The sequence below is a fragment of the Rhizobium indicum genome, from assembly GCF_005862305.2.
Classification (GTDB): Bacteria; Pseudomonadota; Alphaproteobacteria; order Rhizobiales; family Rhizobiaceae; genus Rhizobium; species Rhizobium indicum.
On record NZ_CP054021.1, the window covers coordinates 4,829,194 to 4,851,408 of the forward strand.

Here is a 22,215-nt window from a genome sequence, read left to right on the forward strand (position 1 = left end):
TCCTTTCTTGGGTCGACGCCGCTAGAACAGGATGATTTTAGGCCGGGTCGGCCTAAAATCATCCTGTTCCACGTTGTATAGTTAGAGCATGATGTCGTCCGAAAACCGCTCACACTTTTCGGCATCATGCTCTAGGTATCGGGCCGCATCGGGAATATTCCTGCGTAGTGCGAGATTTAGCCTTTCCGGCCGGATGCAACGGGCGTATTCAGCCAGTGCGCGGCTTTCCATGTCCGCGCTCCTCCGCGCGGCAGATCTCCGATCGGCTTCCTTCCCGTTTTCCTGCCGCGTCATCCTGAATTTTCATTGGCAGATCGATGACCACGGCAGAGACGAGCGAGAATGGGCAAGAGGCGGCAAGCGGCCGCCAGGCGAAGATCGTGGCACTGGTCGTTGCCGTTTCCTTCTTCATGCAGATACTCGACGGCACGATCGTCACCACCTCGCTGCCGCAGATGGCGGCAAGCTTTAACGTGCAGCCGGTGTCGATGAGCATCGGCATCACTGTCTACATGCTGACGATGGCCGCCTTCATTCCGCTGTCGGGCTGGCTCGGCGACCGGTTCGGTGCGCGCCGCATCTTCCTGATGTCGATCGCCGTCTTTACCGGCGCCTCGCTGTTCTGCGGGCTGTCCGGCAGCCTTGCGGAATTCGTGCTGTGGCGCGCCGTGCAGGGGGCGGGCAGCGCGCTGATGACGCCGGTCGGGCGTATCATCGTGCTGAAGAATGCCCGCAAGTCGGAACTCGTCCAGGCGATCGCGCTGATCACCTGGCCGGCACTGACGGCGCCGGTGATCGGCCCGGTGCTCGGCGGCTTCATCACGACCTACGCCAGCTGGCACTGGAACTTCCTGATCAACATCCCGATCGGCATTCTCGGCATCGCGCTGGTGCTGCGTTTCGTGCCGGAGCAGCGCGAAACCAATCCCGGCCGGCTGGATCTCGTGGGCTTTGTGCTGAGCGCCGCCGGGCTGACCTTTCTGCTCGCCGCCCTCGAACTCTCGGTAAAATGGGACGGCGGGCTTTTGCCCATTATATCAATGCTGGCGGCGGGCATCGTGCTGTCAGTCATGGCGACGCGGCATTTCCTCGCCGTCGACAATCCGCTGCTCGATCTTTCAGCCTTCCGCATCCAGACCTTCTCGATGTCGACTTTGTCGGCGGGCACGGCCTGCCGAATGGCGATCAATGCGACGCCGTTCCTGCTGCCTTTGCTGTTCCAGCTCGGCTTCGGCCTGAGTTCGATTGCCGCCGGCACCTATCTGCTCGTCTATTTCCTCGGCAATTTCAGCATGAAGGCGGTGACGACGCCGCTGCTGCGCTTCTTCGGCTTTCGCACAGTGCTTGGGGTCAATGGGCTGATCGCAGCATTTTCGATCGCCGGCTGCGGTTTCCTCTCGCCGGCGACGCCGCCGTTTTTCATCCATGCGCTGCTTTTTCTCGCCGGCCTGTCGCGGTCGATGGAATTCACCGCGCTGAACACGCTGGCTTTCGCCGATATCGGCCCGGCGCAGCGAAGCTCGGCCTCGACGCTGTCGAGCATGCTGCAGCAGGTATCGATGCTGCTCGGCGTGGCAGTGGCGGCGGCCGTGCTCAACATTGCCTCGGCTTTCAGGGGCGCCGACAATCCCGTCCTTGCCGATTTCCGCTGGGCTTTCATCGTGGTCGGCGTGATCGGCGTCGTCTCGTCTCTGCGCTTCCTGCAATTGCCGGCGGAGGCGGGAGCCGAAGTTTCAGGCCATCGGAAATTCCAGAAAAATTAGCTTATCCGCGGAACCAATCGGGCCGCTCGGCGTTCATGCATCTCATTTCAGGTTTTTCGTTTCCCCATCTCCTTCAACGACTTCCACAGGGATCCTCCCCAGGCCAGGGTCATGTCTGAAAATGCCGGCTTCCCGACATCCTCCTTCTGCGCCGCCTGCGACAAGAGCGAGGGATAACCGCTGTTTACCCCAGGCCGCCAATGCAATACGACATTGCCATGCGGACGACTCGGACGCTTGCGGGCGGTCGTCGCTGCGAGAAAACGCCGGGAGACCGAATGAGCAATTCTAGCGGCGATGCGGATGCCCTGATCCACATCCTCTATATCGACGACGACGAGGGGCTCGCCCTACTGATGCAGAAAAACCTGCGCCGGCGCGGCTTTTCGGTCGAGTGGGCCGAGAGCGGCGCTGCCGGCCTTGCAAGACTGGGCGAAGGCGGTATCGACGCCGTCGTGCTCGATCATGTCCTGGCGGGCGAAACCGGCCTCGACATTCTGCCCTGCATCACGGCGATGCCGGATCATCCGCCGGTCATCTATGCGACGGGTTCGGACGATACCAGCATCGCGGTCGCGGCGCTGAAGGCCGGCGCCGACGACTACATGCTCAAAGGGATCTCACCCGACTATTTCGACCTGCTCGCCGCCGCCCTTGAACAGGCGCTGGAACGAGCGCGTTTTCGCCGCGAGACGGCGCAGGCGCAGGAGGTGATCCGCCAGCAGCGCGACCTTGCCGAAATGCTGCTCACCGAAGTCAATCACCGCATCGCCAACAGCCTCGGCCTCGTCGGCGCGCTGATCCGCATGCAATCCTCGATGACCACGGATCAGGTTGCGATCGACGCGCTGCACGAAACGCAGATGCGGATTAACGCCATCGCCAGCGTGCACCGCCGGCTCTATACCAATCGCCAGGTCGGCTCGGTACAGGTCGATGAATATCTGAACAGCCTGCTCACCGAACTCGAAACCTCGATGCGCGACGACAAGCGGCCGCACCGGATCGTCCTCACCGCGCAGCCGGTCAATCTGGCGACCGACAAGGTGATCACGCTCGGGCTGATCGTCAGCGAGCTCGTCACCAATGCCTTTAAATATGCCTATCCGGACAACGTGCCGGGCGAGATCCGCGTCATCGTCGACCAGACGGATGGGGCATTGCGTGTCATCGTCGAGGATGACGGCGCCGGTTTCGACCCGTCGAGCCCGGCCAGGGGAACCGGCCTTGGTACACGCATCCTGACGGCGATGGCCGCCAGCCTGAAATCGGATTTCGCCTATGATCCCGGCCACGACGGAACCAAGGCGACGCTGGTGTTTTCGTTGCATGAGGGGAAGTAGGGGATTTTCCCGTCCGGCACTGAGTTTGCCGCCCCCTCATCCGCCTGCCGGCACCTTCCCGCTGGGTAGAAGGGGGAATGAGGCGCCGCCGCAAGTCTCTTCTCCCCTCGGGGAGAAGGTGCCGGCAGGCGGATGAAAGGGCGAAAGGAACGGAATTTATCCTATCTCTACAATATTTTACCGACAAAACATCATCATTCCTAACGCCAGGGAAGAGGAAACATGGCGACGATCCGCACACCACGCGAAGTGTATGATTTCTGGTTCGTGAGATGCGGCCCGGAGCTGTGGTTCCGCTCGACGCCGGAACTCGACGTGGAGATCCGCGAAGGCTTCCGCGATACCCATCTGGCTCTTGCGGCCGGTGTTGGCGCCGAATGGCGGGGGGATGCGGAGAGCCGGCTGGCGGCTGTGATCGTGCTCGACCAGTTTCCTCGCAACATCTATCGCGGCACTGCGCTTGCCGTCGCGACCGATGGTCTGGCGCTTCGGGAAGCCAAGCTCGCGCTTGCATCGGGCGCCGATCAGGCGGTCGAGGCCGCATGCCGTACCTTTTTCTACATGCCGTTCGAACATGCCGAGGACCTTGGGGAGCAGGAGCGATCGGTGGAACTGTTCGACGCCCTCGGCGATGCGGAATATCTCGATTATGCGATCCGCCACCGCGACGTGATCGCCGCCTACGGCCGCTTTCCGCACCGCAATGCCATGCTCGGACGCGAGTCGACGGCTGAGGAATGCGACTATCTCTCCCGGCCCAATGCCGGTTTCTAAGGGTTTCCAGGGAGCTTCCGCCTTTCTGTCGCCTTTCTTTACTAAGACAAGCTGGCATTCTATTCCGACGACAACCTTTCCCGGAGGCGCTTTTGCGGCTGAGACCGATTCTGCTTCGCACCATTCTTCTGCTGACGCTGGCGGTCGCCGGCGCGCATTTCAAGGGTGCTGCGGCCTTCGCACAGGAGCCGCAGGCACCGGCGGCGGCGCAGGCACCGGCGGCGGCGCAGGCACCGGCGGCGGCGCAGGCACCGGCGGCGGCGCAGGCGCCGCTCGCCGATATGCCGTTCGACCAAGCGACAAAGGAAATCGACAAGGCGAAGGTCCAGCTGACGGCGCTTCAGGACGGCGTCAAGCAGAATGCCGACAATGACGATGCCCTGGTCGGGCTTGCGACCAAGGCCGACGAGCTCAGTCGCGCCGTCATCACCATATCGGTCAATCTGAGGCCGCGTTTCGACCAGATCAAGAACCGGCTTGCCGAGATCGGCGATCCGCCGAAGGACGGGCAGCCGCCTGAAGCCGAGATCGTCACCCAAGAGCGCAACGCGCTCGCCGCCGAACGCGCGCAGATCAACGCGCTGACGGGCGATGCCGAAAACCTCTCGATCACGGTGACGAAGCTCGTCAACGAGATTACCGAGATGCGGCGGCGGCTGTTTGCCGATACGCTGCTCAGACGCACCGAGATTTCGGTCTCGGTGCTCGACGATGCCGGCAGCGCCTTCGTGCACGAGGCCAGCGAATTCACGCAGGCTCTGTCGAGCTGGGCCACCTTCGTCTGGAAATTTAAGCGTTTCCCAATGTTTGCCGCGATCTTCCTGTCGCTCGCCGCGGCGCTGATCCTACTCTCCGGCAGTTACCGGCTGTTCGGCTCCTACCTGCGCCGCGACGAGGCTGTCGAGAATCCGTCCTATATCGGCCGGCTGTCGATCGCCTTCTGGTCGACGTTGATCCGCACGCTGGCGCTCTCGGTGCTGCTCGTTACTTCGTTCTTTTTCCTTAACGGGTTCAATGTGCTGAGGCCCGATATCGCGCCTGTCATCGGCGCCCTGTTCGGGGCGATCGGGCTTGTCTATTTCGTCGGCCGCTTCGTCAACGCCATCTTCGCGCCGCGCGAACCGCGCTGGCGGCTCGTGCGGCTTTCCAATCTCGGCGCGCGCTCGATCGGCTACTGCCTGCTGGCGATGGCGATCGTCAACGCGCTCGATTACCTCTTCGGCACGATCGGCGAGGCGATGGGCTCGCCGCTGGTCTTGACCGTGGTCAGAAGCCTGATTGCTGCGCTGATCATCGGCCTGATCCTGATCGCGGTCTCCTTCGGCAGACCGATGCTGGCGAAGAACGGCGATCCCGATGCGCCGGGACGGCATTGGCCTCGCGGCATGGCGATCATCCTGCGGGTCGTCGGCGCCGGCCTCATCCTCACAGCGCTCACGGGTTATGTCGGGCTCGCGCGCTTCGTCGCCACGCAGCTCATCATCACCGGCGCGCTGGTCGCCACCATGTATGTCGGCCTGCTCTCCGGCAAGGCGATATCAAGGCAGGAAAGCTTCGGCGATACCTTCTTCGCAAGCTTCCTGACGCGTCGCTTCAAGCTCGGGCCGGTGGCGATCGATCAGGCTGGCCTGCTCGTCGGCCTTGCCATCTATGCGGTGGCGCTTCTCGTCGGCATCCCGCTGATCCTGCTGCTCTGGGGCTTCCATGTGCAGGATCTGCAGATTCTTGCCTATCGGCTGTTCACCGAGGTCAGGCTCGGCGGTATCAGCATCTCGCTGCTCGGCATCTGCACCGGCATTCTCTTGTTTGCCGGCGTCTACCTGCTGACGCGCTGGCTGCAGCGCTGGCTCGATGGCAATGTGATGGCCAGAAGCCATGTCGATCTTGGCGTGCGCAATTCGGTCAAGACGGGCATCGGCTATCTCGGCGTCGGCATAGCAGCGATCATCGGCGTTTCGGCGGCCGGCATCGACCTGTCGAGCTTCGCGCTCGTCGCTTCCGCACTTTCGGTCGGTATCGGTTTCGGTCTGCAGAACATCGTCTCCAACTTCGTCTCCGGCCTGATCCTGCTCGTCGAACGGCCGTTCAAAGTCGGCGACCATGTCGTTTCCGGCACCGCCGAAGGTATCGTCAAACGCATTTCGGTGCGCGCCACCGAGATCGAGACCTTCCGCAAGCAGTCGATCATCGTGCCGAATTCTGATTTGATCAACGGCCTCGTCGGCAACTGGACGCACCGCAACAAGATCGGCCGCTCGGAAATCCCGGTTTCCGTCGCCTACAACGCCGATCCGCAGCAGGTGATGGACATCCTGCTGGAACTGACGGCCAAGATACCGCTCGTCATGCGCAATCCGGAGCCGCATGTCGAATTCCTGCGCTTCGGCCCCTATTCGCTGGATTTCGAGCTGCGTTTCTTCCTCGCCGACATGGGTGACGGCATGGCGGTGCGCAACAATCTCAGGATCGAGATCCTTAAGCGCTTCAAGGCCGAGGGCATCGAGATCCCGCTGCCACAGACCGATCTTACCATCCATCGAGAGGCTCGTCCCGCGCTTGCCGATGCGGGCAGGGATCAACCCAACGAGCAGGAAAACTCGGCGGACACGCCCATGGAGGAGGAAGAGCAGCCGGTGCGGCAATTGCGCAGCAAGACGGCGGACGGCAATCGGAAAGGCTGAACGGGTCATTCAGCCATCATTCACAGCTATATGTGCATGATCTCCACTATCGGGATCGCTGCCGGGGGCAGCACCGATCGTTCGAGGGGAGGGCGCGCCAGCGCCGCCGCACATGATGGCAAGGTTTGCCGCCGTTCTGCTTATCCCGCTGCTTGCCGCACCCGCGGCTGAAGCGGCATCCATCACCAACACCGATCCAGCCGCCGTCGTGCTCGTCATCACCGAGAGCGGCCAGCGCGTCGAGGTCGTGGTCGATGCCGGCGCTTCGGAAAACCTCTGTGCTTCCGGCTGCTTCATGACAACGCCCGACGGCGACCGCATCGGACTCGACGGCGGCGAGACGATCGACATCGTCAAGGGCTCGGCCGTCGTCAAGTAGCGCCCGTCCTGATTAATGCGCTCAAGCTTCTCGGGGATGGGGAACAGTTTCCGGCCGGGCAACCGGGCGCGTCAGCCGCATAATGGCGAAGAATGCGGCTACGGCGACGGTGCTGAGCAATGCAGCGATCGACAGCGACCACGATACGCCGAGATTACCCATCAGGAAGGCGAGCGCGAACGGCGCCATCGAGGAGACGACGAGACGGACCGACATGATTTGTCCTTGCCGCCGGCCGTAGCCATCGCTTCCGAAGAGCGCGAGCGGCAAGGTTCCGTAGACGATGCTGTTAAGGCCAGAGCCGAGGCCGAAGACGACGGCGAAGACCAGCGCGCCCGGCACCGAGGGTGCGGTGGCGATAAGGATGACAAGGGCTGCCGGCAGCAGGATGGCGCAGATGATCGCCAGCATCACTTGCGACAAGCTCTCGCCGAAGACCATGTTGATGAGGCGGCTCAGCACCTGTGACGGACCGAAGAGCGTCCCGACCACCACTGCCATGGCGCCGAGGCCGAGTGCCGACATGACAGGCACCATGTGAACCAGAAGTGCCGAGTTCACGAAGCTTTCCAAAGCAAAGCCCGTCACCATCAGGATAAAGGCCGGCCTGCGCACCGACGGCGGAAGGCTCGGCTCGACGCGTTTTGCGGTTTCGTGTGCATGTCGTCTCTTGGTTTGGCTGACGCCATGGGAGAGCCAAGCATGAATGGGAAGGCAGACGACGAGATTGAGCGCGGCGAAGATCAGATAGACGTTCTGCCATGAGAGATGCGCATGCAGCGCCGTGGTGATCGGCCAGAAGATGGTCGAGGCGAAGCCGGCGATCAGCGTCAGGTAGGTGATGCTGCGCTGTGCGACCTGCGGCCTGATCTGCACGAGCAGGGCGAAGGCTGCGCCATATTGCACCAGGTTCGAGGCGATCTCGATGCCGATCAATGCCGCGACGAAAGCGATCTTTCCCGGCGCGAAGGCGCAGGCGACGAGGGCGGCGGCGGCAATCGCCGAGCCTGATGTCATGATCCTGCCGGCGCCGAAGCGATCGATCCACGTGCCGATGAGAGGTGCGGCCAGACCGCCGATCAGAAGGGCCGCGGAGAGCGCGCCGAAGATCCATTCCGATGACCAGCCGAGATCACGGGCCATGTCGGGGGCGAGGATGCTGAAGCTGTAATAGAGCGATCCATATCCGATGATCTGCGTCAGCCCGAGCGCGGCGATGGCCGCTACCGGCGGTCGTTCGGTGCTGATTGTCATAGGGATCTGAGGCTCACACGCTGTTCGAGCTTTTCGACTTCTTCCTTCCGCTCGCTGTAGCGGTCGGTCAGATAGTTCGAGGCATCACGGGTCAGCAGCGTGAACTTCACCAGCTCCTCGCAGACGTCGACGACGCGGTCGTAATAGGACGAGGGTTTCATACGGCCGTCCGCGTCGAATTCCTGGAAAGCTTTGGCGACCGAGGACTGATTGGGGATAGTGATCATCCGCATCCAACGGCCAAGAATGCGGAGCTGGCTTATCGCATTGAAGGACTGGGAGCCGCCGGAGACCTGCATCACCGCCAGCGTCTTGCCTTGCGTCGGCCGGACCGAGCCGACCGACAATGGAATCCAGTCGATCTGCGCTTTCATGATGCCGGTCATCGCGCCATGACGTTCGGGGCTGACCCATACCTGGCCTTCAGACCATGCCGACAATTCACGCAGCTCCTGAACTTTTGGGTGGCTCGCCGGCGCCGCATCAGGCAGCGGCAGACCTTCCGGATTGAAGATGCGCACTTCGCAGCCGAAATATTCGAGCAGCCGCGCGGCCTCCTGTGCGAGGAAGCGGCTGTAGGACACTGCTCGCAGGGAGCCATAAAGGATCAAGATGCGCGGCTTGTGCGTCGAGAACGCCGGCCTGAGCGCGTCCATATCCGGTTGATGCAGATGCATCGGCGATACGGCAGGCAGATCAGACAATGCGCTTGCCTCCGGCATCGAGCACTTTCTCGCCGTCCTCCTTGGTGAAGGCGCCCTGATGCGTCTCCGGCAGGATTTCGAGGACAAGTTCCGACGGCCGCGACAGGCGCGTGCCGAGCGGCGTGATGACGAAGGGCCGGTTGATCAGGATCGGATCTTTCAGCATCGCGTCGAGCAATTGCTCGTCGGTAAGATCAGGGTTGTCGAGGCCGAGCTCCGCATAGGGCGTGCCCTTTTCGCGGATCGCCTCGCGAACGCTCAAACCTGCATCCGCAATCACCTTGATTAGCTGCTCGCGCGACGGCGGGTTTTTCATATATTCGATAACGTTCGGCTCAATGCCGGCGTTCTGGATCATCGCAAGCGTGTTGCGCGAAGTGCCGCATTCGGGGTTGTGATAGATCGTAACATCTATGGTCATGAGGCGGATTCCGTCTTGGTGAGGGTTTCAGGATCGCGGGCTTCCATCAGCAGCCATCCCGCAAGGATCAGCGCCAGCAAGGCGCCGAGGACTTCAGCGGCTATAAAGCCCGGTAGATCGATCGCGCGGATGCCGGAAAAGGTGTGCGTCAGCGATCGAGCAATCGCGACGGCGGGATTGGCAAAGGACGTGGAGGCGGTGAACCAATAGGCGGCGGTGATATAAAGGCCGACCAGCCATGCCACGGCATCGGCGCGATAGCGCACACCGGCTAAGATGACGAAGACGAGGCCGAAGGTTGCCGTCACTTCAGAGAGCCATTGCGCGCCGCCGGTGCGCACGGTTTCCGAGGCCTGCAGCACGGGAAGGGCGAACATCGCATGAGCGAGCATCGTCCCGGCAATGCCGCCGACGATCTGCGCCGCGATATAGGCGGGAAGGGAGGAGGCAGGCAGTTCGCGCCGGAGCGCAAACACCAGCGACACGACCGGATTGAAATGAGCCCCGGAAATCGGGCCTAAGATCGTGATCAGGACGACGAGGATTGCCCCCGTTGCCAGCGTATTGCCGAGCAGCGCAAGCGCCGTATCGTCCGTCAGGCTATCCGCCATGATGCCCGAGCCGACGACGGTTGCTACGAGCAGCATCGTGCCGAGCGCTTCGGCGACCAGTCGTCGAGACGGGGGGAACACCGGCGCGCTCATGCCGGCAGGCTCCGGACCATCAAGGCGGCCGATGCCGGGCACAGGCTTGCGGCCTGCCGCGTCGTCAGAATCTCGGCCGGCGCTTCATCACGGGCGATCGAACGAAAACCGAGCGATTGAAAGAAGGGGGCGGCTGTTTCTGTCAACAGATAGGCGGCAGTTGCGCCTTTCCTTTGGGCCTGATCGAGCAGGCCACGGGTGATCGCATGGCCGAAGCCAAAACCTTGCTGATCGGACAGCACGACAATGGAACGCAGGAGTACAGTCTCGCCATAGAGTTCCAGCCCGCCGAAGCCGACCGTCTCGCCGCCACGTGAAAACCGATAGAAGCTTCGGCCGGCGTCTGTGAGGTCATCGACCGGAAGCCCGGCGCCTGCGAGCGCGCCGCGAAGTCTGTCGTCGTGCCCTTCCAAGGCCTGCTGGTTCAATTCGAAACCCATCAGCTCGCCTTGGGCTGTTTAATGCTGGCGCCTTCCATTGTGCCGATCTGGCGCAGGTGCGATTCCAGGGCGAGCTTGTCGATCGAGGAAAGAGGCAGGCTCAAAAAGGCGCTGATCCGGTTCTTGAGGAAGCGGGCGGCCTGCGCGAAAGCGCGGCCTTTGTCGACTTCGCTGCCCTCGACGACAGCGGGGTCCTCGACGCCCCAATGGGCGGTCATCGGATGACCGATCCAGACGGGACAAGCCTCGCCGGCAGCGCTGTCGCAAACCGTAAAGATGAAGTCCATCTCCGGAGCGCCCGGTTCGGCGAATTCGTCCCAGCTCTTCGAGCGGAAACCGACTGTTGGGTAGCCCTGCGCTGCAAGCTCCTTCAGCGCATAGGGATTGACTTCACCCTTCGGCTGACTGCCGGCCGAATAGGCCTTGAATCGACCCTTGCCTTCGGTCTCCAGGATGGATTCCGCCAGGATCGAGCGGGCAGAATTGCCCGTGCAGAGAAAGAGCACATTGTAAACGCGGTCAGGGGTCATTGCAGTTTCTCCTTCATTTTAGGGGTACAGCAGGCCGCAACCTCCGCGGCAGGTGCGCAGATTTCCGGATGCCCGGAACAGCAATCTTCCATCAGGAAGCGAACCAAGCCGCCAAGCGCCTCGTAGTTCGCGGTGTAAATGATCGACCGGGATTCACGCTGCTGCGCGATCAGGCCCGACCGTTCGAGCTCCTTCAGGTGGAAGGAGATATTAGAGGGCGAGACCTCCGCCTTTTCAGCGATCGCGCCTGCCGCCATGCCGTCGGGACCCGAAACTACGAGCATGCGGACGATGTGAAGGCGGGTTTCCTGCGAGAGCGCGCCGAATGCGATGAGGGCTTGACGTTGATCCATATTTCAATAATCCTTGAATCATTGAAACGAGGATTAGCGCAAATGAACGTCATCGACAACAGCAAAATTCAAGAGAACGACATCGATCTCGGCCTGCTGCTCAGTGTGCTTACCGGCGCCAAGGATTCTCCGCTGATTTTCTATTATGACGGCAAGGCGGTGAAGCCTGGCTATCATGTCACCGAGGTCAAGGCGGGCCAATTCTCAGGCCTGGATTGCGGCGCCAATCCCGAAGCGTGGGCGGAAATCTTCATCCAGCTCTGGGATATCGAGGAAGCCGACCGCACGCATATGCCGGCCGGCAAGTTCCATGCAATCATCCGCAAGGTTTCCGATCATGTGCAACTGGATGGTTCGGCGAAGCTGACCTTCGAAGTCAGCGACGGCGTGCGGCCAATGCAGCTTTATTGCGCGGCGATGCCGGTTCTTCGCGCCGGCGCCGTCCATGTTACGCTTTCGCCGCGGCCGGCAAGCTGCAAGCCGCGCGATCGCTGGCTGGCAGAGGAAAACAGCAGGGCGGCGGCCTGCTGCGGGCCACAAGCGGCAGCGAGCGGCTGCTGTGCGTAACGACACATAAGATCGCGCGGCAGGGCAGAGTGGCAGAGAGATCGGAAGTGTATTGACTGACCACCAGTCAGTGATGTAGATGGAGGCTGCCGGTGGTATGCCGGCGGCATCCAGTTCACATCCGGAGATCGCCATGAGCGCGCAGACACTGTTGAACTCTCTGTTCCAATACAAAGCCAGCGTCGACGACGAGCTTCTCGATGCCTTGAACGCGCTCGGGGTGGAGGCGCGATCCGACGAGTTCCGATCGGCCCTTCGCGTCCTCAATCACGCCCATCTCGTCGATCGGATCTTCGCCGCCAATCTTCAACGGCTGGATCACTCCTATGCGGCGAGCTGGAGCAGCGAAGTGCCGGCTTTGGCGCAGTTGTCCTTCGATATCCAAGATACGGACCGTTGGTATATCGATTACACCTCGCGTATAACGCCCGAGGAAATGGAGGAGGTCGTCGACTTCACCTTCACCGATGGCGGACGCGGACGCATGTCCCGCGAGGAGATGCTGGCCCATGTGGTGACGCATGCCGGCTATCATCGCGGCGAAGTCGGTCGTCTGCTGCCTGAGATCGAGAGCACCGCAATGCGCGACGTGTTTACCGGCTACCTGCACAGGACCGATCCCACGCGCCGCCAATGAGAGTGGACTAGTCCTGCCGATGCCGGCCAATCCTGTTTCAAAACCGAGAACCAAACCCCCCGAAGAGCGGCGTGACGAGCTCATGACCGCGGCCGAGCGGCTGTTTCTGGAAAAGGGCCTGGAGCAGACCACGATCGAGGAGATCACGACCGGGGCGGGGGTCGCCAAGGGCACGTTCTACCTGCACTTCTCCTCGAAGGCTGATGTTCTTCAGGCACTGCGCGCCCGTTTCGTGCAGGGTGTGCTGGATGGCATCATCGTGGCGGTCGAAGGACGGAGGCAAGAGGATTGGTGCGGGAAGCTGGCGGCCTGGTCGACGGCATGCGCCACCGGCTATCTCGACGCGGCTGGGCTGCATCATCTCGCCTTCGTGGCAGCCCCTCCCGCAACAAAGGAGGGGCTTTCGCGCAACATCCTGATTGATCATCTGACCGAATTGCTTGCCGCCGGTGCTGGCGAGAATGCCTGGTCGGTCATTGATCCCGGCTTTACGGCGGTGTTTCTGTTCAACGCCCTGCACGGTGTGGTCAATCAGCCCGGCATCGCGGAGACACCGTCCGATCGTGCCGAATTGCTGGGCGCTATCGAGGCGCATTTCCTGCGCTCGCTGGATTTGCCGTCAGGCATTGATTGAGGGCCGGGCATTCCACCATCTGAGCACCCGCATCGCCCGGAGCGTCACCCACCGTGAGGGCTTGCCTTGCCCGTCATCGACCTCGAACCACACCCGACCGGCAGGGCTCTCGTCGAGCGGCCAACTGCCGTCCTGCAAGCGTCTGAAACGCAGGTGCTCGATCGCCACGCCGAGGCGCGGATCGGGATCGGCGCCGGTCAGGATCGCGCTGGCGCGGAAATAGTCGAGCGCGCGCAAAATGTCGTAGCGCCACCGGTTCGGATGCGGGAAGCGCAGGAAGCGTTCGTCGGCCGGCTCGCCGGTGCCAAGGCGGCGGAAGAGGTTGCGGGCCAGCAGAAACTCCTCACCCGTCCTGCGCGCCTCTCGAGACTGATGCGTGCCGCCGGTCGATCTCTGGTATTCCAGCAAACCTTCCAGCACATTGATGGTGCTGGCGAAAGACGAGCGGACGGAGCCATTGATCCGCTCGCAGTTCCAGCCACCGTCCTCGAGACGCTCGCCGGCCAGCCTGTCGACGATGGGTGAGACGTCGATCCCGAAATAGGCGCCATCGGCAACGGTGCGGCCGTTGATGCACTCTTCGACTTCGCCTTCCCAATAGGGCTGGCCGCCTTCTTCCCAACGGGCGTTGGCGCCGATCAATTTGACGGTGCGCTTGGCGCAATCGCAGGCGGGATCGAGACCGAATTCGCGCAATTGCGACAGCGAGAAGGTCGTGGCCGTCCACGGCTGGCCATGCTCCTTCCACTCGCGCGGGTCGAAACCGGCGGGCAGGAAGGCGCCGCCTGCCCATTGCCCGTCCTCGTCCTGGCAGGAGAGCAGCCTTGCGCCCCAGCCCTCGGTCTCGACTTTGGCCCGCTCAGTCATCCACTCCCGCTCCGGAGCATCGAGCAGGTCACGCATCACCTGCCATCGGATCGACGGGTCGGAGTCGAGAAGCCATGCGATTACCGGGTCGGATTGGATCATGGGCGAACCTGTCGGCGGGTCGGGGTCGATGGCTCGTTTATAATTGCTTCGGCCGAGCGGTGCCAGCCGGGTGGGCTCGTCGGCAGCCGTATTGCGCCAAGGAAGGCACGAAGCTGAAGATCAAAACCTCGGTTCGACCTATAATGCGACGGTTGTCGGCGAAAGCCTTTTCGATGCCGAGAATGCGGCGCTTCGCGCCCGATTTCTTAATCATATCCGCAAAGAAGTCGGAGGCAGCCCGATCGGGCCGCCTCTTCATTTATATCCAGGCGCGTCGATTAATAATTACTCAAATCAATTGATGTATCAGTTTGATCCGGGGACAGATTTTACATCAAAGGTTTGCTATGGCGTTTCTAGGTATTTCGGGGATGCAATATTCCGGGGAAATGTTTGCGGGTGCGCGTATTATTGTCGCGGAAGATTCCAACGTATTCACCTCGATGATCAGCAAACGCCTCAAGGAGCTGTTCGACATCGATGTCGAGATCTGCCGCAGCTTCGAGGATCTGCAGGTTTCCTACGACAAGTCTTCCGATCCGATCACGCTGGCGATCTCGAACATCAACCTGCCCGGCGCCGAAAACGGCGAAGCGCTCGAATATCTGGTCGATCTCTCCATCCCGACCATCGTTTTCACCGGCACCTTCCATGAAAACATGCGCGACAAGCTGATGGCCAAGGATATCGTCGACTATATCCTCAAGGACAATATCTTCGCCGTCGATCTTCTGGCGGAATCGATATGCCGCTTCCTCACCAATCATCGCCACCACGTGCTGATCGTCGACGATAGCGCGACCGCGCGGGCTTTGCTGTCGAGCCGGCTGAAGCGCTACAATTTCCGTGTCAGCGTCGCCGAGAGTGGCGGCAAGGCGCTGGAGATCCTGAAGGTCAACCGCGATATCGGCCTTGTCATCACCGACTACAACATGCCCGACATCGATGGCTTCGAACTGACGCGGCGCATCCGCGCCAGTATCGGCTCGCACGAACTGCGCATCATCGGCGTTTCCTCCTCTTCGAACCGGCTGCTTTCAGCACGATTCCTGAAGGCCGGCGGCAATGATTTCATGCTGCGTCCCTTCATCGACGAGGAGTTCTACTGCCGCGTCAACCAGAACCTCGATACGCTGCTGCAAATTCAATCGATGCGCAAGGAACGGGCGGTTGCCTGACGGCCCCTCCAGTATCGCCAGGGGGGCGGAAATGACGGTCGGGGACAGTCGTCGAATTTTTGCAATTACAAGTAATAGCGCCATTATTTGTCCCCTTCACGCGCACAGGCCTCTCGGTTATCGTCCCCGCCGGGGAGAGGGCCGAGTCGCGCCCGTCGGACGCATGGGGGAGTAGCGGCTGTGGCTTTTCAAGCGGATTTTCAGCGGGATGGTATCGGGTTACGCTCCGGCGGGCTTAAAATACTTCTGGTTGAAGATTCCCGGATGTTTTCCGCGGTGCTCTGTCACCGGTTCCAGACGGAACTCGGCCTTGCCGTCAAATCCTGCCCGTCGCTGAAGGCTCTTCGCAAGGAACTTGCCGACGACGCTCACGGCTACACCATGGCCGTCGTCGATCTCAACCTGCCGGATTCGCCCTATGGTGAAGCGCTCGACTGCACGATCGAGCACGATATCCCGGCGATCGTCTTCACCGCGACATTCGATCTCAACACGCGCAACAAAATCATGGAGCGCAATGTCATCGATTACGTGCTGAAGGACAATGAATTCGCGCTCGACAATCTGGTCGCCACCGTCCGGCGGGCGATCTCCAACCGCAAGACGCGGGTGCTCGTCGTTGACGATGTCGTCTCGGCGCGCCAGGTGCTCGTCGACCTCCTGAAGGCACAACAATATCTCGTCGTCGAGGCAAATTCGGGGCTCGAGGCGCTGGCAGCGCTCGAGGCCTACAGCGATATCGAGCTCGTCGTCACCGACCACCACATGCCCGATATGAGCGGCTACGAACTGACGCGGCGCATCCGCCATCGTTTCGGTTCGGACAGGCTGCGTGTCATCGGCGTTTCCTCTTCCAACGACCGCATGCTTTCGGCGAGTTTCCTCAAGGCCGGCGCCAGCGATTTCGTCTACCGGCCCTTCGTCGCCGAGGAGCTGCAATGCCGCATCGCCAACAATGCCGAAACGCTGGCGCAGATGCGGCAGCTGAGGGCAGCGGCGGCCTGCGACTATCTGACCGGCCTCTATAACCGCCGCTATTTCTACGACAACGGCCCGAAGCTGGTGAACGAGTGCCTGCGGTTGAAGGTGCCGAGTTCCGTCGCCATTCTCGATATCGACCATTTCAAGCGGCTGAACGATACCTATGGCCACGAGATCGGCGACAAGGTGCTGAAGGCTGTCGCAAACAGGCTGTTCACGATCTTCGAGGGCAGCGACAATCTTCTCTCGCGGCTCGGGGGTGAGGAATTCGCCATCCTCTTCCCGCAGATGGATTCGGCAGCCGCGACCAAGCTCTGCGACGAGATCCGCTCGGACATTTCGCGGCTGAAGGTCACGGCCGACGACGAGGAACTCGGCGTCACGATTTCGATCGGCATCGCCGAGATCGCCGGTTACGAAACCTTCGAGAATTACCTCAACGCCGCCGACCAGTTTCTCTACATGGCCAAACACAGGGGCCGCAACCAGGTCTATTCCGATGCCAAGATGACGGAAGAGGCGGCGCAATAGCGCCTCTGAGGCGGGGCCAAGCCGCCGCCCTCAATCTCAGGCGGCGACGATCTTTTGCGTCAGGCGAGATCAGCTTTTCAATGTCTCAATCGGCGACGGCTGTCTTATTGGTCTCAAGCGGCGACGGCCCGTCTTATTGTCTCAGGCGGCGACCGCCTGGCGCGCGGTCGCCATGGTCATCTTACGCTCGGCACGCTCCTGCTGCGGCGAGCGATGGTAGAGTTCGCGATAACACTTGGAGAAATGCGAGGCCGAGACGAAGCCGCATGCGACGGCGACCTCGACGACCGGCATCGAGGACTGCACCAGAAGGTGGCGCGCACGGTCAAGGCGGATTTCCAGATAGTAGCGGGCCGGCGAGCGGCCCATCTCCTGGCGGAACAGCCGTTCGATCTGGCGGCGCGAGAGGCCGGCGCCGTCGGCGATCTCGATCAGCGACAGCGGCTCGGCGAGATTGCCTTCCATCAGCTCGATGATCGACAGCACCTTGGCGTTCTGCACGCCGAGGCGGGCTCGCAGCGGCAGACGCTGGCGGTCGTGCGGATTGCGCACGCGGTCCGTCAGGTGCTGCTCGCAGATACGGTTGACAAGGCTTTCGCCGAAATCTTCGCCGACGAGGTTCAGCATCATGTCGAGCGAGGCGGTACCGCCGGCGCAGGTGTAGAGATTGCCGTCGATCTCGTAGAGATCGGCATAGACCTCCGCCTGCGGGAAGGCTTCCGAAAAGCCCGGCAGGTTTTCCCAGTGGATGGCGCAGCGCTTGCCGTTCAGGAGACCGGCCTGGGCAAGCACATGCGCGCCCGTACAGAGGCTGCCGACGGCGACGCCGCGATTGTAGCATTCACGCAGCCAGGCATTGACAGACTTGTTGTTAAACTGCTCGACATCGATGCCGGAACAGACGAGCACCATGCCCGGCCGGTTTTCGCCGCCAAGATGACGGCGCTCCTCGGCGAGCGAGGAATTGGCCTCGACGCCGATGCCGCAGGAGGAATAGACCTTTTCTCCATCGACGGAGGTCAGCCGCCAGGTATAGGCCTGATAGCCGAGCATGCGATTGGCGATACGCAAGGTGTCCACGGCCGCCGAAAAGGGCAGCATGGTGAATTGCGGTACCATAAAGAAGACTACCGAACGCTTCTTGATCTGCATCCTGTTCATAGCGAAATCCATGCTCGAGGGCGATGGCACATTCGTTGCGCGGAATGCGTCGCGCCGATGTCCTGAAAGCGACACTGGCATGGAAAAATGCGGCCGGGAAGAGCAAATATGCGACATCGCCGGCGATTTGGCCGATCAAACCGCCGGAATGGCCGTGGGCAGGCAGAAGGCAGGCTGATAGGCGGCTGGAATTTAATGTTGAAAATGGCTTAGGAATGGATGGTCAGACCACGAAAAAGGCGGCGTTGCACGAGGCAGGCGCCGCCCTTATCTTGGGAGGAATGTCGCATTCATTACATGGTCCGGTGTTTGTTGTCGTCCGTGCTCGGCCAGCCGATGTCCTTGCGAATGTCGAAGGGCATGGCTTCGATTTCGCGGGCCGTCTGCCAGCGCGTCCAGGCGAGCACAAGCTTACGGGCATAATGTGCCAGGTCGAAGCGGCTTTCGCTGGAGGTGAGGGACTTACCACCACCGCGATAGGTGAGCGTGGTCATTTTCCGGTTCCTTTCTTGGGTCAGGGACATGGTCGTCAATGGGAGGTTCGTCCATGTCCATGATCACAATATGGGCCTTGGAAACCCATCATTCAAACGAATAGAACTTATGGATAACATCAGAGATATTGAATGATCGTCGTGCGCCCGGCGGCTATCGGTGAACACGTTTTGCAGTCTTTTCACCGACCTTAATCCCCGGGCTTTCCACGCAGGGGGATAGCAAATCCGCAGCTGAGCATGACGCCGAAAACCGAGCGGCTTTCGGCGCGGTCTCTTTGATAAATCCGGGTTCAGATTTTTGGACTGGCCCGGCCGCAAGTCATCCTCATCTAATGTGCCGCAGTTGGGGTGATGATGCCAAGATTTCCAAGCCCGGCGACGATCAACTGGACGGCGACTGCGGTCAGCAGAATGCCGAAGACGACCTCTGAAACGATCATGGTGACTGGCTTCATACGCTTGGCGAGCTTGTCGATGTTGGTGAACACCAGATAGTCGAACGCGCCAACGATCAGGATCAGAGCGGTGACAAGTATCGCGCTGGCGATCGAGACGACTTCGCCGGAGGCGATGATGATGACCGTGATGCCGACAGGATTGAGCAGGTAGGGAACCGCGAGCGGAAATACGGCCAGCTTATCGGGATCGACGGGCGCCGCAAAGTCGTCGTGCGGCTTCTCTGTCGGTCCTGATGCCATCTTGATCGCGATCAGCGCGAGGATGATGCCGCCGGCGACGGCGACCGCGCCGCCCGTGATATGGAGAAGCCGCATCAGCAGAGCGCCGGTGGCGAAAAGGATCAGCGCCGTGACGACGGCGATCAGAACCATCTGGCGGCCTATGCGCACCTTGGTTTCGGTATCGAAGGCGTGAGTCTTTTCCAGAAACGGCACCAGGGCGATCTTCGGCCCCATGCCGATCAGAAGCAGCAGCAGAAGTTTTCCGACGAGTGCGGTGTCGATGACTGTGAAATCCATGGAACGTACCCTCTAAAATTTGTGATGCGAAAATCGGGGCCTCCCCACTTTGGGGAGGGAGGTGACGAAGAGGACCAAGGGGCTCGCCAGTCTTTCTGCGAGCCGCTCAGCGCGGGCATACGTCCCAGAAGCCCGTCGTCTTAGCGGGCGAGGTGTAGTACCAGCATTGACCGGATTGCGGAGGCGTACCTGCCAGTGAAACGGCGGCAGCTCCAGCGACGAAGCCGATGGCAGCACCTGCGGCGATGGCAGTGCCCGGACGCCAGTAGCGGCGTGGGGCGACGACGACGACGCCGCGCCGGACGGGCGGCCGTACGGCAGGCCGGGTGCGCCCGACTGCAGCGCATCCGCGCGGCCCGCAGGCTGCAGCACCACAGCCTCTCGGGCCGCATGCCGCTACGCCACGGCGTGCCGCTTCTGCCGTCGCGGGAACGAGGAGGGGCGCGCAGACCATCATCAGCACGGCAAGTGTCGCAAGCGTGTGCGACAGGATGTCCAGGATCTTCATCTCATTTCCTCCCATTGCTTTGTGTCCTGTTTCACGGCCTGAAGAGTGCCGCTCTCAGGCCGGGTTCGCGGCGGTCGCCGCACTCTGCGCTGCGAGCGTCTGCTGGGCAGCGGCTGCAACAGCGTCGTCCTTCCCGCCTGAGACCTGGACGGTCGGCACGGCGAGCTTGATGCCGTTTTCGTTGAAGGCCTGATGGATCATCCGCAGGGCTCGCCGCTTCAGCGTGAACTGCTCGCCCGGAAGCGTCATGACCTTCATCCGCAGAAGCAGGCCGGAGTCGCCCAGGCTGTCGATCCCCTGCATCTTCAGCGGCTCGATCGTGGTCGGTTTGAACTCCGGATCCTCGAACAGTTCCAGGCCGATCTTCTTGATGATCTTGCGGGCCTTCTCGATGTCGGAATCGTAGGTAATGGTGATCGTCATCTTCTCGATCACCCAGTCGCGGCTCATATTCTGGACGGCTCCGAGTTCGCTGAACGGGACGATGTAGACCGCGCCGCGGTGGTGCCTGAGCTTGATGGACCGCAAGCTGAAGGACTCGACGGTGCCCTTATAGCTGCCGCTCTGGATATATTCGCCAACCCGGAAGGCGTCGTCCAGCAGGTAGAACATCCCGCTGATGACGTCCTTGACCACGGTCTGTGCCCCGAAGCCGATGGCGACGCCGACCACGCCGGCACCTGCGATCAACGGGCCGATTTCCACGCCGAGCGACGACAATGCCATCATGATCGCGATGGCGACGAAGAGGATCATCAGGAAATTGCGAAGGATCGGCAGCAGGGTTCTGAGACGCGTGCGCCGCCGCTCCCGTTCGCTGCCGACCTCAAGGACGGCCTCGGTGTCGCCGAGCTTGCGATCGATCATGACCTTCACGACGCTCCAGGCGAGATCGACAATCAGGAGAATGATCCCAGCGCTAAGGAGGCCGCGCACGAGGCGTAGAAACGGCGAATCCTGCATCGTCATCTGCGTGAGCCTGATATCCAGGGCATCCGCGAGCAGAACGATCGCTCCGACGATCAGCGCTGCCCTGATACCGCGCTCGACGATTACCGAGACAACGGTGCCTTTCTTGTGGCCGTCCTCTTCCTCAGCGGAAGAGCGCAGAATATTGTTGACCGACGCCTTGGTGAGGGCGATGGCCCCGGGCAGGGCGGCACAGACCACCGCGATCCAGAACAGCTTCATGGCTCCCACCACCCATAGCAGCCAGACGGCGACGAAGTAGACCGTCCAGAGCCAGTTCCGCGCGCGCAGGCCGATCCGGCTGGCTTGGCCGGCAGACAATCGGGACGGACGTCTCCAAACAGCTTCGATGCCGATGACGAGCAGCACGAGGCCAAGCGAATAGGCCACGAGTTGCCGGGCCGGGACGGAAAAGCCGAGAGTGCCGAGCAGGCGGATGGTCACCCAGCCAAAGGCATACCAGCCAACGAGATAGCCCAGGCGTTTAGCCCAGTGGCCGGCGGCATCCTTGGTGATCGGGACGACACGGAACCGACCCTCTTCCTCCGCCCGTGGCGCCAGAAGCACGTCGAAAAACGCGCTCGCCAGGCGGAAGACGACGATCGCGAAGAGGTAACCGACGACGATCTCCCTGATAACAGGTGGCCATTGGAACAGCAGGAAGAAGCCGATGCTGCCAAGCCCGAAGGAGAGGACGTAACATGCCGCCCACAGAATCCTCGCGGCCAGTGCGATCACCCTTTCGCGAACCGTGGCAAAGGGCGCGCGTGCCATCCACGAGCGCCAGCCGGCGCTGATCCACCAGAACAGCCATTGCGCGGCCAGCCCGACGGCGACGAAGGCCGCGACCAGGAAGATCGGCCGTGTCCCGCCGTTCGCCTGGATGTCCCGTTCGAGCACGGTCCCGCCGCGCATCGTCTCCAGGGGAAAGGATTGGATAGCGCCGAGAAGGCCGGAGGCGTGGGCACGGAACCGCATCGCGAATTCCGAGAATGAAGGGTCGGCGTTCGGGGTTTCAGAGGGCGTCTCCGCCGCGGTCTTGGCTGCTTGCGACTGCTGCTGCAGGAAGCGTTGGACATCAGGATCCGAGAACATCCCGATAAAGCGCTGGACGCTTTCCGGCTGTGGGCTTGCAGGCGTCACGCTCTGCGCCACGGCAATAGAGGCACAAAGGAGAACCGACGCCAGGGCAGCCCCAGTGAAAAGCGGTCTAAATATGCGGATCTTGGAAAGTAGTGGCATTGTCTATCCTGATCTCTA

The 22,215-nt window shown here is 61.5% G+C and carries 23 protein-coding genes; 10 read left to right on the top strand and 13 right to left on the bottom strand.

Features of this window, described 5'->3' with window-relative positions; translation table 11 throughout:
- The first annotated feature begins 317 nt into the window (after positions 1–317).
- From FFM53_RS23550 to FFM53_RS23570, 5 genes are all read left to right on the top strand, one after another.
- Positions 318–1,763: an MFS transporter gene (locus FFM53_RS23550; RefSeq protein ID WP_138387437.1), complete on the top strand. Its 1,446-nt coding sequence runs from the start codon at positions 318–320 to the stop codon at positions 1,761–1,763.
- Between the two features lie 278 nt (positions 1,764–2,041).
- Complete coding sequence (locus tag FFM53_RS23555; protein WP_138329094.1) at positions 2,042–3,106, top strand: sensor histidine kinase; 1,065 nt, start codon at positions 2,042–2,044, stop codon at positions 3,104–3,106.
- A gap of 222 nt (positions 3,107–3,328) precedes the next feature.
- The gene (locus FFM53_RS23560; RefSeq protein WP_138387438.1) at positions 3,329–3,880 is read left to right on the top strand and encodes a DUF924 family protein; all 552 of its coding nucleotides are present in this window, start codon (positions 3,329–3,331) and stop codon (positions 3,878–3,880) included.
- A gap of 92 nt (positions 3,881–3,972) precedes the next feature.
- Complete coding sequence (locus FFM53_RS23565; protein WP_138387439.1) at positions 3,973–6,561, top strand: mechanosensitive ion channel family protein; 2,589 nt, start codon at positions 3,973–3,975, stop codon at positions 6,559–6,561.
- 112 nt (positions 6,562–6,673) lie between these two features.
- Positions 6,674–6,940, top strand: coding sequence for a hypothetical protein (locus tag FFM53_RS23570; RefSeq protein ID WP_064250899.1), 267 nt, complete (start codon positions 6,674–6,676; stop codon positions 6,938–6,940).
- Positions 6,941–6,961: 21 nt separating this feature from the next.
- Here FFM53_RS23570 and arsK read toward each other — a convergent pair whose 3' ends face one another.
- Genes arsK through FFM53_RS23605 form a run of 7 tightly spaced genes read right to left on the bottom strand, consistent with a single transcriptional unit; the run spans position 6,962 to position 11,346 of the window.
- Positions 6,962–8,194: an arsenite efflux MFS transporter ArsK gene (gene arsK, locus FFM53_RS23575; protein ID WP_138329097.1), complete on the bottom strand. Its 1,233-nt coding sequence runs from the start codon at positions 8,192–8,194 to the stop codon at positions 6,962–6,964.
- Positions 8,191–8,916: an arsenical resistance protein ArsH gene (arsH, locus tag FFM53_RS23580; RefSeq protein ID WP_173883633.1), complete on the bottom strand. Its 726-nt coding sequence runs from the start codon at positions 8,914–8,916 to the stop codon at positions 8,191–8,193. Before arsH ends, arsK begins: the two co-directional genes overlap by 4 nt.
- Entirely contained in the window at positions 8,891–9,319 is a 429-nt protein-coding gene (gene arsC / locus FFM53_RS23585; protein ID WP_138329099.1) for an arsenate reductase (glutaredoxin), read from the bottom strand. The genes arsH and arsC overlap by 26 nt, the downstream gene beginning before the upstream one ends.
- Entirely contained in the window at positions 9,316–10,023 is a 708-nt protein-coding gene (locus FFM53_RS23590) for an aquaporin (protein WP_138329100.1), read from the bottom strand. Before FFM53_RS23590 ends, arsC begins: the two co-directional genes overlap by 4 nt.
- Positions 10,020–10,463, bottom strand: a complete 444-nt coding sequence (gene arsN2, locus FFM53_RS23595; RefSeq protein ID WP_138329101.1) for an arsenic resistance N-acetyltransferase ArsN2 — start codon at positions 10,461–10,463, stop codon at positions 10,020–10,022. The genes FFM53_RS23590 and arsN2 overlap by 4 nt, the downstream gene beginning before the upstream one ends.
- On the bottom strand, positions 10,463–10,993 hold the full coding sequence (locus FFM53_RS23600; protein ID WP_017988649.1) for an arsenate reductase ArsC: 531 nt from the start codon (positions 10,991–10,993) through the stop codon (positions 10,463–10,465). Before FFM53_RS23600 ends, arsN2 begins: the two co-directional genes overlap by 1 nt.
- A complete protein-coding gene (locus tag FFM53_RS23605; protein ID WP_003540616.1) occupies positions 10,990–11,346 on the bottom strand; it encodes an ArsR/SmtB family transcription factor in 357 nt (118 codons plus the stop codon). Before FFM53_RS23605 ends, FFM53_RS23600 begins: the two co-directional genes overlap by 4 nt.
- A 42-nt stretch (positions 11,347–11,388) precedes the next feature.
- Between FFM53_RS23605 and FFM53_RS23610 the strand changes: the two genes are divergently transcribed.
- The 3 genes from FFM53_RS23610 to FFM53_RS23620 all read left to right on the top strand — a co-directional run bounded on the left by FFM53_RS23610 (position 11,389) and on the right by FFM53_RS23620 (position 13,184).
- Positions 11,389–11,913 (top strand): DUF6428 family protein, encoded by a 525-nt coding sequence (locus FFM53_RS23610; protein ID WP_138329102.1) that lies wholly within the window; start codon positions 11,389–11,391, stop codon positions 11,911–11,913.
- Positions 11,914–12,046: 133 nt separating this feature from the next.
- Positions 12,047–12,550 (top strand): DinB family protein, encoded by a 504-nt coding sequence (locus tag FFM53_RS23615; protein ID WP_138329103.1) that lies wholly within the window; start codon positions 12,047–12,049, stop codon positions 12,548–12,550.
- Positions 12,551–12,569: 19 nt separating this feature from the next.
- Positions 12,570–13,184: a TetR/AcrR family transcriptional regulator gene (locus FFM53_RS23620; protein ID WP_138387441.1), complete on the top strand. Its 615-nt coding sequence runs from the start codon at positions 12,570–12,572 to the stop codon at positions 13,182–13,184.
- On the opposite strand, the gene FFM53_RS23625 is transcribed toward FFM53_RS23620, so the two are convergent.
- Positions 13,170–14,153, bottom strand: coding sequence for a squalene cyclase (locus FFM53_RS23625; RefSeq protein ID WP_138387442.1), 984 nt, complete (start codon positions 14,151–14,153; stop codon positions 13,170–13,172). The two genes, FFM53_RS23620 and FFM53_RS23625, sit on opposite strands and share 15 nt — an antisense overlap.
- A gap of 347 nt (positions 14,154–14,500) precedes the next feature.
- Here FFM53_RS23625 and FFM53_RS23630 point away from each other — a divergent pair, with 347 nt between their 5' ends.
- Positions 14,501–15,331 (top strand): response regulator, encoded by an 831-nt coding sequence (locus FFM53_RS23630; protein WP_138387444.1) that lies wholly within the window; start codon positions 14,501–14,503, stop codon positions 15,329–15,331.
- Between the two features lie 180 nt (positions 15,332–15,511).
- Positions 15,512–16,843, top strand: coding sequence for a diguanylate cyclase (locus FFM53_RS23635; RefSeq protein ID WP_003540608.1), 1,332 nt, complete (start codon positions 15,512–15,514; stop codon positions 16,841–16,843).
- A 141-nt stretch (positions 16,844–16,984) separates the two neighbouring features.
- On the opposite strand, the gene FFM53_RS37045 is transcribed toward FFM53_RS23635, so the two are convergent.
- The 5 genes from FFM53_RS37045 to FFM53_RS23660 all read right to left on the bottom strand — a co-directional run bounded on the left by FFM53_RS37045 (position 16,985) and on the right by FFM53_RS23660 (position 22,197).
- Positions 16,985–18,004, bottom strand: a complete 1,020-nt coding sequence (locus tag FFM53_RS37045; protein WP_003540607.1) for a GlxA family transcriptional regulator — start codon at positions 18,002–18,004, stop codon at positions 16,985–16,987.
- A 293-nt stretch (positions 18,005–18,297) separates the two neighbouring features.
- Positions 18,298–18,498, bottom strand: a complete 201-nt coding sequence (locus FFM53_RS23645; RefSeq protein WP_026157393.1) for a hypothetical protein — start codon at positions 18,496–18,498, stop codon at positions 18,298–18,300.
- A gap of 332 nt (positions 18,499–18,830) precedes the next feature.
- Entirely contained in the window at positions 18,831–19,478 is a 648-nt protein-coding gene (locus tag FFM53_RS23650; protein WP_138329108.1) for a MarC family protein, read from the bottom strand.
- A 106-nt stretch (positions 19,479–19,584) separates the two neighbouring features.
- Positions 19,585–19,986 carry a hypothetical protein gene (locus FFM53_RS23655; RefSeq protein WP_138329109.1) on the bottom strand — a complete coding sequence of 134 codons (402 nt, stop codon included), beginning with the start codon at positions 19,984–19,986 and terminating at the stop codon, positions 19,585–19,587.
- Positions 19,987–20,040: 54 nt separating this feature from the next.
- A complete protein-coding gene (locus FFM53_RS23660; RefSeq protein ID WP_138387446.1) occupies positions 20,041–22,197 on the bottom strand; it encodes a mechanosensitive ion channel family protein in 2,157 nt (718 codons plus the stop codon).
- Positions 22,198–22,215: the final 18 nt, after the last annotated feature.

Excerpts from the sequence above, each read along its gene's own strand:
- FFM53_RS23550 (WP_138387437.1), top strand. The coding sequence starts at position 318 with ATGACCACGGCAGAGACGAGCGAGAATGGGCAAGAGGCGGCAAGCGGC.
- FFM53_RS23555 (WP_138329094.1), top strand. The coding sequence starts at position 2,042 with ATGAGCAATTCTAGCGGCGATGCGGATGCCCTGATCCACATCCTCTAT.
- FFM53_RS23560 (WP_138387438.1), top strand. The coding sequence starts at position 3,329 with ATGGCGACGATCCGCACACCACGCGAAGTGTATGATTTCTGGTTCGTG.
- FFM53_RS23570 (WP_064250899.1), top strand. The coding sequence starts at position 6,674 with ATGATGGCAAGGTTTGCCGCCGTTCTGCTTATCCCGCTGCTTGCCGCA.
- arsK (WP_138329097.1), bottom strand. The coding sequence starts at position 8,194 with ATGACAATCAGCACCGAACGACCGCCGGTAGCGGCCATCGCCGCGCTC.
- arsH (WP_173883633.1), bottom strand. The coding sequence starts at position 8,916 with ATGCCGGAGGCAAGCGCATTGTCTGATCTGCCTGCCGTATCGCCGATG.
- arsC (WP_138329099.1), bottom strand. The coding sequence starts at position 9,319 with ATGACCATAGATGTTACGATCTATCACAACCCCGAATGCGGCACTTCG.
- FFM53_RS23590 (WP_138329100.1), bottom strand. The coding sequence starts at position 10,023 with ATGAGCGCGCCGGTGTTCCCCCCGTCTCGACGACTGGTCGCCGAAGCG.
- arsN2 (WP_138329101.1), bottom strand. The coding sequence starts at position 10,463 with ATGGGTTTCGAATTGAACCAGCAGGCCTTGGAAGGGCACGACGACAGA.
- FFM53_RS23600 (WP_017988649.1), bottom strand. The coding sequence starts at position 10,993 with ATGACCCCTGACCGCGTTTACAATGTGCTCTTTCTCTGCACGGGCAAT.
- FFM53_RS23605 (WP_003540616.1), bottom strand. The coding sequence starts at position 11,346 with ATGGATCAACGTCAAGCCCTCATCGCATTCGGCGCGCTCTCGCAGGAA.
- FFM53_RS23610 (WP_138329102.1), top strand. The coding sequence starts at position 11,389 with ATGAACGTCATCGACAACAGCAAAATTCAAGAGAACGACATCGATCTC.
- FFM53_RS23615 (WP_138329103.1), top strand. The coding sequence starts at position 12,047 with ATGAGCGCGCAGACACTGTTGAACTCTCTGTTCCAATACAAAGCCAGC.
- FFM53_RS23620 (WP_138387441.1), top strand. The coding sequence starts at position 12,570 with ATGCCGGCCAATCCTGTTTCAAAACCGAGAACCAAACCCCCCGAAGAG.
- FFM53_RS23625 (WP_138387442.1), bottom strand. The coding sequence starts at position 14,153 with ATGATCCAATCCGACCCGGTAATCGCATGGCTTCTCGACTCCGACCCG.
- FFM53_RS23630 (WP_138387444.1), top strand. The coding sequence starts at position 14,501 with ATGGCGTTTCTAGGTATTTCGGGGATGCAATATTCCGGGGAAATGTTT.
- FFM53_RS37045 (WP_003540607.1), bottom strand. The coding sequence starts at position 18,004 with ATGAACAGGATGCAGATCAAGAAGCGTTCGGTAGTCTTCTTTATGGTA.
- FFM53_RS23645 (WP_026157393.1), bottom strand. The coding sequence starts at position 18,498 with ATGACCACGCTCACCTATCGCGGTGGTGGTAAGTCCCTCACCTCCAGC.
- FFM53_RS23650 (WP_138329108.1), bottom strand. The coding sequence starts at position 19,478 with ATGGATTTCACAGTCATCGACACCGCACTCGTCGGAAAACTTCTGCTG.
- FFM53_RS23655 (WP_138329109.1), bottom strand. The coding sequence starts at position 19,986 with ATGAAGATCCTGGACATCCTGTCGCACACGCTTGCGACACTTGCCGTG.
- FFM53_RS23660 (WP_138387446.1), bottom strand. The coding sequence starts at position 22,197 with ATGCCACTACTTTCCAAGATCCGCATATTTAGACCGCTTTTCACTGGG.